General features: G+C 72.0%; 13 protein-coding genes. 2 read left to right on the forward strand and 11 right to left on the reverse strand.

Features of this window, described 5'->3' with window-relative positions; genetic code table 11:
* The coding region (locus FAF44_RS47470; protein ID WP_237110043.1) for an aldo/keto reductase at nt 1-708 on the forward strand (708 nt) is incomplete at its 5' end.
* A 15-nt stretch (nt 709-723) separates the two neighbouring features.
* Nucleotides 724-1,515, forward strand: a complete 792-nt coding sequence (locus tag FAF44_RS47475; protein WP_237110044.1) for a hypothetical protein — start codon at nt 724-726, stop codon at nt 1,513-1,515.
* 210 nt (nt 1,516-1,725) lie between these two features.
* Here FAF44_RS47475 and FAF44_RS47480 read toward each other — a convergent pair whose 3' ends face one another.
* The 11 genes from FAF44_RS47480 to FAF44_RS47530 all read right to left on the reverse strand — a co-directional run bounded on the left by FAF44_RS47480 (nt 1,726) and on the right by FAF44_RS47530 (nt 13,047).
* On the reverse strand, nt 1,726-2,061 hold the full coding sequence (locus tag FAF44_RS47480) for a Wadjet anti-phage system protein JetD domain-containing protein (protein ID WP_272896011.1): 336 nt from the start codon (nt 2,059-2,061) through the stop codon (nt 1,726-1,728).
* A 468-nt stretch (nt 2,062-2,529) separates the two neighbouring features.
* On the reverse strand, nt 2,530-2,682 hold the full coding sequence (locus tag FAF44_RS47485; RefSeq protein ID WP_237110046.1) for a hypothetical protein: 153 nt from the start codon (nt 2,680-2,682) through the stop codon (nt 2,530-2,532).
* A gap of 179 nt (nt 2,683-2,861) precedes the next feature.
* The gene (locus tag FAF44_RS47490) at nt 2,862-3,725 is read right to left on the reverse strand and encodes an aldehyde dehydrogenase (RefSeq protein ID WP_237110047.1); all 864 of its coding nucleotides are present in this window, start codon (nt 3,723-3,725) and stop codon (nt 2,862-2,864) included.
* Nucleotides 3,718-5,142, reverse strand: coding sequence for an aldehyde dehydrogenase family protein (locus FAF44_RS47495; protein WP_237110055.1), 1,425 nt, complete (start codon nt 5,140-5,142; stop codon nt 3,718-3,720). Before FAF44_RS47495 ends, FAF44_RS47490 begins: the two co-directional genes overlap by 8 nt.
* Nucleotides 5,143-5,156: 14 nt before the next feature.
* Nucleotides 5,157-6,077 (reverse strand): deoxyribose-phosphate aldolase, encoded by a 921-nt coding sequence (gene deoC, locus FAF44_RS47500; RefSeq protein ID WP_237110048.1) that lies wholly within the window; start codon nt 6,075-6,077, stop codon nt 5,157-5,159.
* Nucleotides 6,070-7,068, reverse strand: a complete 999-nt coding sequence (locus FAF44_RS47505) for an ABC transporter permease (protein WP_237110049.1) — start codon at nt 7,066-7,068, stop codon at nt 6,070-6,072. Before FAF44_RS47505 ends, deoC begins: the two co-directional genes overlap by 8 nt.
* Nucleotides 7,065-8,555, reverse strand: coding sequence for a sugar ABC transporter ATP-binding protein (locus FAF44_RS47510; protein ID WP_237110050.1), 1,491 nt, complete (start codon nt 8,553-8,555; stop codon nt 7,065-7,067). The genes FAF44_RS47505 and FAF44_RS47510 overlap by 4 nt, the downstream gene beginning before the upstream one ends.
* Nucleotides 8,552-9,490 carry a sugar-binding transcriptional regulator gene (locus FAF44_RS47515; RefSeq protein ID WP_237110051.1) on the reverse strand — a complete coding sequence of 313 codons (939 nt, stop codon included), beginning with the start codon at nt 9,488-9,490 and terminating at the stop codon, nt 8,552-8,554. The genes FAF44_RS47510 and FAF44_RS47515 overlap by 4 nt, the downstream gene beginning before the upstream one ends.
* Nucleotides 9,487-10,992, reverse strand: a complete 1,506-nt coding sequence (locus tag FAF44_RS47520; protein WP_237110052.1) for a ribulokinase — start codon at nt 10,990-10,992, stop codon at nt 9,487-9,489. The genes FAF44_RS47515 and FAF44_RS47520 overlap by 4 nt, the downstream gene beginning before the upstream one ends.
* 2 nt (nt 10,993-10,994) lie before the next feature.
* Nucleotides 10,995-12,047 (reverse strand): galactitol-1-phosphate 5-dehydrogenase, encoded by a 1,053-nt coding sequence (locus FAF44_RS47525; RefSeq protein ID WP_237110053.1) that lies wholly within the window; start codon nt 12,045-12,047, stop codon nt 10,995-10,997.
* Between the two features lie 13 nt (nt 12,048-12,060).
* Nucleotides 12,061-13,047, reverse strand: coding sequence for a substrate-binding domain-containing protein (locus FAF44_RS47530; protein WP_237110054.1), 987 nt, complete (start codon nt 13,045-13,047; stop codon nt 12,061-12,063).
* Nucleotides 13,048-13,240 lie beyond the last annotated feature (193 nt).

Consider the following 13,240-nt stretch of genomic DNA (forward strand, 5'->3'; position numbering starts at 1 on the left):
CACATCGACACCGCGGGCACCTACGGGTTCGGTGACCTCCATGCGCACGAGCTGATCCGGCAGGCGTTGTCGCCGTATCCGAAAGACCTGATGATCGCCACCAAAGTCAGCTCCCCTGGCGAGGCCGCCGCCGCTCAACTGAGCGGTCTGGTCGAACAGGACCTGCGCCGCCTCGGCCGGGACCATCTCGACCTGGTCCACCTGCGCGTGGGCGACGCCGGCGGCGAATCACTCGGCGAAGGCTTCACGGTCCTCGCGGACCTGCGCCGCGAGGGGCTGATCCGACATCTCGGCGTCAGCCACGTCGACGAGGCACGGTCTATCGCCCCGGTCGCCGCGGTGCAGAGCCGCTTCCGCATCCACGACCGGAAGAACGCCGAGGCGCTCGCGCGGTGTGAACGGGACGGCATCGCCTGCGTGCCGTACTTTCCGCTCGCGGCGGCAGAGCACGCCTCGACACGGCTCGCCGTCGTCACCGTCCAACTGCAGCAGAACATCGGCGGACGATGGATAGCTGCCGGAACCCGGGGCAGGCACACCTTGGCTTCCGGCACGGGCGGCCGGGGCAAGCGTGCAACAGGACGAGCAGCATGTATCAGCAGCACTACCACGGGATGGCGCAGCGTGATCGAGGTGGACCTCGTCGGCGCGATGGACACCCCGGACACGCTCACCACGGTGGCCCGCAACATCCCATGCAGGCGATAGCAGGAGAGAGACACGATGAGCAGCACTCTTTACGCCGGACTCTACGGCGAACTCGTGCCTCATCCATGGCGGGATCCGGACACGTGCTCCGCCGACGCCTACAACCTGTTCTACGCCCGCTCGACGGCGATGGGCTGGCTCGCCCAGGCGGTCGAGGGCGCCCCGGGCGTGTGGGGCATGAACGACGCCTCCGAACACGCTGGTGCGCAAGGGCATCCTGCCCAGGTCGCCTGGTTTCAGGTCATGCTGGTCGACCCGATCCCGGCCACGGGAACGCTGCCGGTGCAGGCGTTCCTGGCGTGCGCCGGTGACGTCGCCTCGCGCATCGGCACCCTGCGCCTGGAGGGAGTCCGGCTCCTGTTGCCTGTGGAGCATCTGGCCGGACGACCAGCCGCAGCACGGATGAACCCGGCCTTCGGCCTGCTGGATGCAGCCGGCTGGTTCGCCGACTGCCCCACCCAGGCCAGGACGCCGGTACGGGTGACGGTGGACGGGGGGCAGAATCCGGAATTCCGGCAGGCGGCACCCGAGATCGTCGCGTGGCTGCGGGAGTTCAAGCAGGACGTCCTCGGCTCCTTCTCGCTGACCGGCGACGCCCCCATCTCCCTGCATCCCCCCATCACCGATGAACTGTGGTGCGGGCCCTCGCGCTACAACGCCACGTTCACCGGCACGGTCGCCGAATGGTCACTGGACGCGCTGGGCTGGCTGGCGACCTTCCTCACCGAAGCCGCCGCCCAGCACGGGATCACTTCCCCGCTGATGCTCTCGGCGATGCGCGCCGAAGGACCGGCTTCAGGCGGCTGAGCCGACGACGTCCGGCATCGCGAGCGGGAGGTGCCCGAGATGTCTCCCGGCTCGTCGGTGGTCTTCGTTGATCTGCGCCTGGTCGCGGGCGCGTCGCCGAGCTGGACACCCTGCCGGCGCATCCACGATGCCCGTCCGCCGTAGGCGTCCCCGCCGCTCACCGGTCTGTTCGGTCACGGCCGGTCCCCGGTTCGCTGCCGTGCTCATCCTTCACCTCGCACCCCCGCCGCCTGGCCCGGCCTGCCTCGGACCGGGTGTCAGGACGAGGTCGGCGGCGATGGCGAGGGGGATGCGTTCCTGCTCGATCCTGCGTGCCCGGGGCCATCGCGGGTCGGTGAGCCGTTCGTACAGTGCGCCCTCTGCCGGGGTGAAGTGCGGGAGGGTTTTGCGGGTGGGAACGGCGAGGGGTTCGCCGCGGGCGTTGGTGGTGGCTCCGAACCGCTCGTAGGCGTCGAAGGACTGGAGATCCATGAGGATGGTGTCCAGGGTGAGGCCGCAGGCACGGTAGGCGTTGACGATAGATCTCTGGTGGGGGTCATTTACCAGCCGATATCTCTACGGGAGAGGTGCCTGATGGCCCCGCCGGCGATGACGGCGGAGCAGCGTGCGAAGGCGGCCGAGGCGTGTACGGCGCGTCGTGCGCTGTTGGCGGAGGTGGCCTCCGGCGTGGTGAGTGTGGCGGAGGTGTTCGAGCGAGGCGGGCACGATCGAGAACAGGCTGGCCAAGTCGGACCTGCAGGTGGGCGTGCAGAACCTGGGGGCGCGGTGTCACCAGCGGCGAACTTCCTGTCCCGACGGAGCACTGGCGCAGGTGCGCCCCTCATGCTGTAGGCCCAGCGCGCGAACGTGCGCTGCGGAAGATCTCCTCACCCGGGGGAACTGCTGGTTCTTGTTGCCGCCCGATCCCGGATCTGCGGCAGCAGTTCAACGCGGTGATCTGGCGGTGTCGTACCGGCAGCCCGTGGCGGAGACCTGCCCGCCGCCGAGTACGGGCCCTGGTCCACGGTCTACGACTCAGCCACCCCCGCCGCCACCGGGCGTGCCCCCGGTGACGGCCTGCACCTCCCGCCCGCCCAGCGCCTGCAGCGTCTCGCCATCGGCGTTGCTGAGGATGACAGACAGCAGCACCACGCCGGAGAACTTGCCCGCGGCGGCCAACAGCGCCACGTACTTGTCGTAGACCCGCCGGGCAGCGTGTCCGGCGGGATGTCGGGGTCCGCGTCACCGCCGCCGGCTCCCGCCGTGACCGCAGCGCCCAGCAGCGGCACGGTCGCGGCGGCGCCGGCCGCCACGGCTGCGCCCCGCGACAGCGAACGCCGGGCCCATACTCCTGCGCTCGACCGGTGTCAGAGGCCGATCGGGTGCCAGACCGTCTTCGTCTCCAGGAACGGCCTGACCCGGGACAGGCCCGGATCGGGATCGCTCCAGTCGTCGTGGCCGGGGCGCAGAACCCGCTTGAGCGTGGTCGCCGCCAGCTCCTCCAGCCCGGTCGCGAGATCGCCCGCGCCGGTCAGGTCCAAGGCGTTGACGTCGGCGTGCCCGGCCAGCGGCGCCGCCAGCTCGGCCACCCGGCCGGTCAGGACGTTCGCCACGCCTGCGGGCAGGTCGGAGGTGGCCAGCGCCTCGGCCAGCGTGACGGCCGGCAGCGGGGCCCGTTCGCTCGCCACCAGCACCGCCGTGTTGCCCGACGTGATCACCGGCGCGAGCACCGAGACCAGCCCGAGCAGCGAGGAGCCGCCGGGCGCGAGCACGCCCACGACGCCGGTCGGCTCGGGCTCGGACACGTTGAAGTACGGGCCCGACACCGGGTTCGCGCCACCGAGCACCTGGCCGAGCTTGTCGGCCCAGCCGGCGTAGTAGACCCAGCGGTCGATCGCGGACGAGACCAGCGTGTGCGCCTTCGCCTTGCCCACGCCCTCGGCCACCTCGGCGGCGAACTGCTCCCGCCGTCCCTCCATCATCTCGGCGACCCGGTAGAGGATCTGCCCCCGGTTGTACGCCGTGCGCCCCGACCAGCCGGGGAACGCCTTGCGCGCCGCCGCCACGGCGTCGCGCACGTCCTTGCGGGAGGCCAGTGCGGCGTTGCCGAGGTGGACTCCGGAGGCGGACGTCACGGGATAGGACCTGCCTGATTCCGAGCGCGGGAACGCGCCACCGACATAGAGCTTGTACGTCCTGCGCACCGCGATGCGCGGAGGGATGTCAGCCAAGGTACGCCTCCAGCCCGTGCCGGCCGCCCTCGCGGCCGTAACCGGACTCCTTGTAGCCGCCGAAAGGACTGGCGGGATCGAACACGTTGAAGGTGTTGGACCACACGACGCCGGCACGCAACCGGCTCGCGGTCCACAACATCAGGGAGCCCTTCTCGGTCCACACCCCGGCGGAGAGCCCGTACGGCGTGTTGTTCGCCTTGGCGACGGCCTCGTCCGGCGTGCGGAAGGTGAGCACCGACAGCACCGGCCCGAAGATCTCCTCGCGGGCGATCCGGTGCGCCTGGGTGACCCCGGTGAACACGGTCGGCGGGAACCAGTACCCGCGCTCGGGCAGCGGGCACGCCGGCGACCACCCCGTGGCCCCCTCCGACTCCCCGGCGAGCGTCAGCTCCCGGATCCGGGCGAGCTGCGCGGCGGAGTTGATCGCCCCGATGTCGGTGTTCTTGTCCAGCGGGTCGCCGAGCCGCAGCAGCGAGATCCGGGCGCGCAGCCGCTCCAGCAGTTCCTCCGCGATCGACTCCTGCACCAGCAGCCGCGAGCCCGCGCAGCACACGTGCCCCTGGTTGAAGAAGATCCCGGTCACGATGCCCTCGACGGCCTGGTCGATGGCCGCGTCGTCGTAGACGATGTTGGCGCCCTTGCCGCCCAGCTCCAGGGTGAGCCGCTTGTCCGTGCCCGCCACGGCGCGGGCGATCTGGCGCCCCACCTCGGTCGAGCCGGTGAAGGCGATCTTGTCGGCCTCGGGGTGCGCGACCACGGCGCGGCCGGTGTCGCCGGCTCCGGTCACGATGTTCACCACGCCGGGCGGCAGCCCCGCCTCCTGGCAGATCTCGGCGAAGGCCAGCGCCGTCAGCGGCGTGGTCTCGGCCGGCTTGAGCACGACCGTGTTCCCCGTCGCCAGCGCGGGAGCGACCTTCCAGGCCAGCATGAGCAGCGGGAAGTTCCACGGGATGACCTGCGCGGCCACGCCCAGCGGACGCGTGCCGGCGGTGCCCGCGTGCGCGAGCTTGTCCGCCCAGCCGGCGTAGTAGAAGAAGTGGGCCGCGACCAGGGGCAGGTCGACGTCCCGGGTCTCCTTGATCGGTTTGCCGTTGTCGAGCGACTCCAGCACGGCCAGTTCGCGGGCGCGCTCCTGGATGATGCGCGCGATGCGGAACAGGTACTTGCCGCGCTCGGCGCCCGGCAGGGCCGACCACACCCGCTCGTACGCCCTGCGCGCTGCCGCGAAGGCCCGTTCCACGTCGGCGTCGCCGGCGGCGGCCACCTCCGCCAGCGGCTCCTCGTCGGCCGGGTTGACCGTGACGATGCGCTCGTCGCTCTTGGCCTCGACGAACTCCCCGTCGATGAACAGGTCGTACGACGGCCGGATGGACACGATGGCTCGTGACTCCGGCGCGGGCGCGTACTCGAAGATCTCCACGCCTCTCCCTAGTCGATGGTGTAGTAGTCGGGACCGGAGTAGTGCCCGGTGGTGAGCTTGGTGCGCTGCATGAGCAGGTCGTTCAGCAGCGTCGAGGCGCCCAGCCGGAACCATGCCGGGTCCAGCCAGTCGTCCCCGGCGATCTCCTTGACCAGCACGAGGTAGCGGATGGCGTCCTTGGTGGTGCGGATGCCGCCGGCCGGCTTGACGCCGACCTGCCGGCCGGTCGCGGCCCGGTAGTCCCTGACGGCCTCCAGCATGACCAGCGTGACCGGCAGGGTGGCGGCGGGCGCGACCTTGCCCGTCGAGGTCTTGATGAAGTCGGCGCCGGCCCGCAGCGCGAGCCAGGACGCCCGGCGCACGTTGTCGTAGGTGACCAGCTCGCCGGTCTCCAGGATGACCTTCAGGTGCGCGTCTCCGCAGCTCTCCTTGACGGCGACGATCTCGTCGAAGACCTTGCGGTAGTCGCCCGCCAGGAACGCCCCCCGGTCGATCACCATGTCGATCTCCGTGGCCCCCGCGGCCACCGCCGCCCGCGTGTCGGACAGCTTGACCTCCAGCGAGGTACGCCCGGCGGGGAAGCCGGTGGCGACCGAGGCGAGTCCGACGCCGGTGCCCGCCAGCGCCCGCGCGGCCGTGGCGACCATGTCGGGGTACACGCAGAGCGCGGCCACCGACGGCGCCGTGGGGTCGGCCGGGTCGGGCCGTACGGCCTTGGCCGCCAGCGCGCGTACCTTGCCGGGCGTGTCCGCCCCCTCCAGGGTGGTCAGGTCGACCATCCGGATGGCCAGGTCGATCGCCGACCGCTTGGCCCTGGTCTTGACCGACCGGGTGGCCAGGTCGGCGGCCCGGCGGCGGACGCCGACCTCGTCCACGCCGGGCAGTCCGTGCAGGTAGGCCCGCAACGAGCCGGGAAGGGTGTCAGGCACGAGCGCCACGCCTCTCGATGAGCAGGTTGAGGACGAGGGCGACCAGCAGGATGAGGCCGGTCACCACCATCTGGAAGAAGGAGCCGAGCCCGAGCAGGTTGCACAGGTTCCGCAGCACCGACAGCAGCAGCACCGCGATGAACGTGCCGAACACGCCGCCCCGGCCGCCGAACAGGTTGGTGCCGCCGAGCACCACGGCCGCGATCGCGTCCAGCTCCAGCCCGCTGAACGCGGTGGGCTGGCCCACGGTCAGGCGGGAGGTGAGCAGCACCCCGGCCAGCGCCGCCAGCGCGCCCGACACGGCGAACACGGTCGTGATCACGCCACGTACGGGCAGCCCGGACAGGCGCGCGGCCTCCTTGTTGCTGCCGACCGCGTAGACGTACTCGCCGAACGTGGTGCCGCGCAGCACCACGGCGGCCAGGATGGTGATCGCCACGAAGATGATCCCGACGATCGGCACGTAACCGATGAACCCGCCGCCGAGGAGCTGGAACACCTCCGACCCGCCGCTGTCGGCCGGCTTGCCGTCGGTCAGCAGGTACGTGAGCCCGCGGATGGCCGTGAGCCCCGCCAATGTCGTCATGAACGCCGGCAACGCCAGATACGCCGACAGGCCGCCCATGAACGCGCCGAACGCCGCCCCGGCCGCGATGCTGAGCACGATGGCCCACAGGACCGGCACTCCCCCGGCCATGAGCAGCGCGACCGTCATCCCGCCGAAGGCGGCCACGCTGCCCACGGACAGGTCGATGCCCGCCGTCAGCACCACCATGGTCATGCCGATGGCGACGATCCCGGTCAGCGACGACTGCTGCAGCAGGTTGGCGATGTTGCGGCCGGTGAGGAACTGCGGGGCCAGCAGCGAGGCGACCACGCACAGCCCGAGGAAGACCAGCAGCAGGTTGGACTTGACGATGAGGTCGGCGCCGCGGCGCGAGCGGGCGGCGCCTTCTTGGCCGGTGGAGGCCATTCCGACGGATGCGGTCATGGTGTGGCTCCTGTGATGACGGTGTGCGCGATCACGCTTTCCGGGCTGACCCGGGGGTCGAAGCGCGCGACGTTGCGGCCCTCGTACAGGACCTGGATCCGGTCGGCGTTGGCCGTGAGCTCGTTCAGCTCGCTGCTGGCGAGCAGCACGGCCACGCCCTGGTCGGCCAGGTGGCGCACCTGGCGGTAGAGGTCGGCCTTGGCGCCGACGTCGAGTCCGCGTGTGGGCTCGTCCAGCAGCAGGAGCCTGATCCCGCCGCGGGTGATCCACTTGGCCAGCACGACCTTCTGCTGGTTGCCGCCGGAGAGCTGGCCCACGAGCTGGCCGGGCCCGGCGGCCTTGACGCCCAGACTGTCGAGCGCGGGCCGGGTCAGGCGCCGCCCGAGACGGCCGGGCAACACCCACGGGGGCTTGCCGAGCGCGCCGATGGCGGCGTTGCGGCTCACGGACAGGCCCAGCATCAGACCCTGCTCCTTGCGGCTCTCCGGCACGAGCGCCAGCCCGGCCCGCACCGCCGCGGCCGGGCTGCCCACCTTGAGCGGGCGGCCGTCCAGCCGGGCCACGACCTGCGCCTTGAGGTCGCCGAACAGCGCGCGCAGCAGCGTGGTACGCCCCGCGCCGCCGAGCCCGGCCAGCCCCACGACCTCGCCGGGCCGCACGTCGAGGTCGCGCACGTCGAGCAGCCCCGGCACGTGGACCCGCTCGACGCTCAGCAGCGGATCGCCCTCGGGGGCGGGCCGGTCGGTCGCGCCGACCAGCTCGCCGGCCTCGCCGATCATCGCCGCGACCAGCTCGTCCGGGCCGGTCGAGGCCAGGTCGTAGACGCCCACCGCGCGGCCGTCACGCAGCACGGTCGCGCGGTCGCCGATCTCCATCACCTCGTCCATCCGGTGCGAGATGAAGATCACCGAACGTCCTTCGGCGGTCAGCGACCGGATGACCGCGAACACGGCCAGCAGCTCGCTCTCGCCGAGCGTGGCCGACGGCTCGTCCATGACGATCACCCGCGCGTCGGCGGTCAGCGCCTTGGCGATGGCCGTGAGCTGCTGCGACGCGATCGGCAGGTCCCTGACCTTCGCCGTCACGGGGAACGACGCGCCGACCCGGTCGAGCGCCTCGCGGGCCAGCTTCGCCCGGCGCGCCCGCCGTACGAAGGGGCCCAGGTGCGGGGCGCGGCCGAGCAGCAGGTTCTGCGCCACCGAGAGGTCGGGCAGCAGGTCCAGCTCCTGGTAGATCACCGCGATGCCGGCCGCCAGCCCGGCGTGCGGCGTCGAGGGGCTGTACGGCTGCCCGTCCAGCAGGATCGTGCCCTCGTCCGGGTGGTATGAGCCCGCCAGGATCTTCATCAGCGTGCTCTTGCCCGCCCCGTTCTCGCCCAGCAGGCAGTGCACCTCGCCAGGCCGCACGCTCAGCTCGACCCCGTCGAGGGCGACGGAGCCGGGGAAACGTTTGACGATCCCGGCCATGCGCAGGCGTTCCGCGGTCATGGTGCCTCCAGGAGGTGGTGGGCGTTGTGGTCGTCGACGATCAGCACGTCGCACAGGCCGCTCGACACCACGGCCAGGCACACGGCGCGCTTGGCCGCGCCGCTGACCAGCGCGACGGAGGTGGTGGCCGAGCGCAGGACGTCGAGGGAGAGTCCGAGGGTGCGCCGGTCGAGGGCGGTGTCCACGATCTGTCCCCGGGCGTCGATGAAGCGGCCCAGCACGTCGCCGACCGCCCCGGCCCCGGTGAGCCGTTCGAGGTCGTCCGCGCCGATCTGGCCGGAGTCGACGAGCACCGAGTCGCTGCCCATGCTTCCCGGGCTGAACAGGAACAGCTCGGCCCGGAGCGCGAGGGCGAGCACGTCGGCGACCGACCGGTCGCTCTCCAGCACCGCCCGGGTGCTCTCCTGCTCCAGGATCGCCGGGGCGGTCAGCAGGGTCGCGGTGCCGCCGCCGTGGTGCGCGATCAGGCCGGCCATGCTGTGCGCGCTCGTCGGCTGCCGCGACCGGCTGAGGCCGCCGTTGATCTGCACCACGTGGACGCCCGTGGCCCACCCGGGGGTGAGCCCGCCGGCCAGGCGGTCGAGCGTGCGTCCCCAGGAGACGCCGATCAGGCGGGGCGCGGGCCGCAGTTCCTTCAGGTGGTCGGCGCCGGCCGCGGCCACCCGGTCGCGCGCCTGCTCCTCGTCGTCGTCGCCACCCGCCACCACGACGGCCTCGCGCAGGCCGAAGCGCTCCTTGAGGGAACGCTCCAGCGTGCGCACACGGGAGCGCGGGTGCAGCACCTCGATGCGCACGATGCCGGCCTCGCGCGCCTCGGCCAGCATCCGGCCCACCTTCCAGCGGGTGAGGTGCAGCGCGTGCGCGATCTGCTCCTGCGTCTCGCCGGACTCGTAGTAGCGGACGGCCACCTGGTAGAGCAGGTCGTCGGTGCTCATGGCCGGGGCCTCGTGCTCAGCCGGTGGGACAGCTCCGTCGTCGCGGCGGTGGCCGCGCGGTAGTCGGCGTAGCCGCCCCGGTAGGTCTCCACGTTCCCGGCGACCGGCTCCACCGTGCGGACCGGGGGCGCGTACTGCGCCGCCGCTTCCGCCAGCGAGGCGTGGTGGCCCGACCCGGCCGCGGCCAGCACCGAGCAGGCGCGCAGCGTGAGGTTGTCGCCGGCGACCAGGCGGATCGGACGGCCGAGCACGTCGGCGGTCGTCTGGAGCCACAGCTCGTTGTGCTGGATGCCGCCGGAGACGAAGATCTCCTCGACGGCGACGCCGCCGTCGGTGAAGGAGTCGATGACCTGGCGGGTGCCGTACGCGACGCCTTCCACGGCCGCCCGGTAGACCTGCTCGGGGGAACTGGCCAGGGTCAGCCCGAGCACCGCGCCCCTCAGCCGCGGGTCGCGCAGCGGGGTGCGGTTGCCCATGAAGTAGTCGAGCACGATCAGGCCGTGATCGACCGGCGGCAGTTCGGCCGCGGCCTTGATGAGCCCGCCGATCTCCGCCCGCGGCCGGCCGATCAGCCGCTCTCCGGCCCAGGCCAGCACGGAGCCCGCGCTCACCTGCCCGCCCTCCACGAGCCAGCGGCCGGTACGCAGCGCGTCCGGGTACGGCCCCCACACCGTGCTCGGGAAGACCGGCTCGGAGATCTCCGTGACGAAGGCGTTGGAGGTGCCGCACACGATCGACACCTGGCCGTCGCGGGCGCCCCCGAGGGCCAGCAGCGACAGGTGCGCGTCGATGCCGCCGGACACGACCGTGGCGGGCCCGGTGACGCCCAGCTCCTCGCGGGCGGCCGCGCCGAGCGGGCCCACCGGGTCGCCGACGGGCACGATCTCGCCGGGCAGCTTCTCGCCCAGGTCGGGGATGCCGAACTGCTCGTACAGGTCGTGCGGGAAACCCGTGCCGCGCGGGTCGTAGTTGCTCTTGCAGACCGCGTTCATGCGCGACCCGGCCCACCGGCCGGTGAGCCGCCACACCATGTAGTCCACGGCCTCGGTGATGCGCGCGGCGGCGCGGTAGGTCTGCGGCTCGTGGCGTGCCAGCCACATGGCCTTGGGGACCAGCCACTCCACCGCGTCGGAGCCGCCCGCGTACCGGAGCACCGGGTGCTCGCAGCGCGCGGTCAGCTCCGACTCCTCGCCGGCCCGTCCGTCCATCCACAGCAGGGCCGGCCGCAGCGGGCGGCCGTCCCCGCCGAGGACGGCCACGGTCGAGGCCGTGGTCGCGACCGCGATCCCGCTGACGGCCGGGCCGCCCGCCTCCGCGAGCGCCTGCCGGGCGGCGTGCACGCTCGCCCGCCACCAGTCGTCCGGATCCTGCTCGGCCCAGCCGGGCCGGGGGAAGCGGGTCGGGTACGCGTGACTGCCCGACCCGACGAGCGCCCCTTCTCCGGTGTAGACGGCCGCGCGGGCGCCTTCGGTCCCCAGGTCGAGGGCGAGGAAGGCAGCCATGGTCAGGCCTCGTTCGGCAGGAAGAGGACCTTGGAGCTGAAGATCGACCGCTCGCCCAGTTGCACCATGGTCTCGGGCAGCGCGTCCAGCCCCAGCTCATGCGTGATCATGAACTTCCACGCGAGGTCGCCGGAGGCCAGCGCGCGCGCCGCCACCCGCCACTCCTCGCCGGGGAACGGCGCGGAGAAGGAGTTCCAGGCACCGTGCAGGGTGACCTCGCGCCGCAGGAACGAGCTGAACGTCGACTTGGGCAGCACCACGGGGTCGTGCGGGATGCCGATGAACACCGCCTCCCCGTGCCGGGCCGCCAGCGAGACGGCCTGGTCGATGGTGGCGGGCACGCCCGCCGACTCGATGATCACGTCGTAGCCGTCGCCGGCCAGCTCGGCGGCGGCCTGCGCGCTGGTCGCCGTGTGCGTGGCGCCCGCCTCGGTGGCCATGGCCGCCTTCTGCTCGTTCAGCTCGATCACGAGCACCTCGGAGGCGCCGGCGATCTTGGCCCACTGCACCGCGAACAACCCGATCGGGCCCGCGCCCACCACCGCCACCCGGCGTCCGCCGCGCATCTTGGTGCGCCACAGGGCGTGCAGCGCGATCGCCGCCGGGTCGAGCATGGCCGCCGCACGCGGGTCGAGACCCTCGGGCAGCACCATGAGGTTCTCGTCCGGAACGGTGACGTACTGGGCGTACGCGCCGTCGCGGCGGCTGCCGAAGTAGCCGTAGTCCTTGCACAGGCTGAAATGACCCTGGCTGCACGGCCCGCAGGCGTGACAGGGGATGAGCGGCGGCACGGTGACCAGGTCGCCCTCGCGTACCCGGCCGGTGGCGGCCAGGCGGGCGCCGAGCCGTACGACGTGCCCCGAGAACTCGTGGCCGCAGATGATCGGGAAGTGGTAGGCGCCCGCGCGCAGCATGCGCGGCACGTCCGATCCGCAGACCCCGCAGGCGGCGACGCGGACGAGCGCCTCGTCAGGGCCGGGCTCGGGGACGGGAACCTGTTCGACCCTGATGTCGCCGGGGGCGTGGAGCACCGCGGCCTGCATGGTTTCCGGCATCCTTGCGCCTTCCTTACTTGAGTGCCGCGGCGAACTCGCCGCTGCCCGCGTACTGGGCCGCGTTGTCCGTGTCGACCAGGGCGGTGCCCGCGTCGATCGACGGCTCGACCTGCTCGCCCTTCTGGACCTTGAGCACCGTCTCCACGGCCTTCGCGCCGAGGGAGAGCGGGTCGTTGAGCGCGGTGGCCACGTACTGGCCGGACGGGATCTGCTTGACCGCCTCCATCAGGCCGTCCACGCCGGAGACCAGGACCTTGTCCTTGCCGTTCTCCTTCAGGACCTGGAGGGCGCCGAGCGCCATGTCGTCGTTGTGGGCGTACACGGCGGCGACGTCGGGGTGGACCTGGAGCAGGTCCTGCATCGCGGTGACGGCCTTGGAGCGCACGTAGTCCGAGTACGGGCCCTCGACGATCTTGATCTTGGGGTTGTCGGCCACGGCCTCGTGGAAGCCCGCGCTGCGGTCGCGCGCCACGGCGCCGCCCGCGTCGCCGCGGATCTCGATGACCTTGCCGCCCTTGGCGCCGAGCTGTTCGCTCAACCGCTCGCCGACGAGCGCGCCCATGGCCTTGTTGTCGCGCCCGACGTGCGCGGCGGCGCCCTCGGGCACCGGCCGGTCCACGGTGACGACCGGCACGCCGGCCGCCTTGGCCGCGGCGATGCCCGGCTGCACGCCCTGGGGGTCGACGGGGTTGACCAGCAGGACGTCCACCTGACGGGTGATCAGGTCCTGGATGTCGTTGTTCTGCTTGGTGACGTCGCCGCCCGCGTCGGCGAAGTAGAGCGAGCCGCCGGACTTCTTGGCGGCCGCCTCCGCGCCCTCGCGGAGTTGTACGTAGAAGGGTGACTGCTGGGTCGCCTGGCTGAAGCCGATGGCGACGGGGCCATCCGACTTCTGGCCGCCAGCCTCCGCGGACCCGCCCGGGTTGGTGGACACCGAGCAGGCGGTGAGGGCGGTGACGAGGAGGAGAGCAGGAATAGTGAGCGACCGGAATCCACTCATAGGGGCCTCCGTATGTGACGTAGGTAACGCACCGTAATTCGGGCGTTAACCTCGTTGCAACACTTGAGCCGAAATTTGCTCATATGAGCAGAATACGTACGCCAAATCGTCAAAAGCCGGGTTTGCGCAGGTCAACGGGGGGTCGATCGTCGGCAGACGGGCAGAGCCCTCCCCCACCGCCTCGCTCCACACC

Source organism: Nonomuraea sp. MG754425 (assembly GCF_021699195.1).
Classification (GTDB): Bacteria; Actinomycetota; Actinomycetes; order Streptosporangiales; family Streptosporangiaceae; genus Nonomuraea.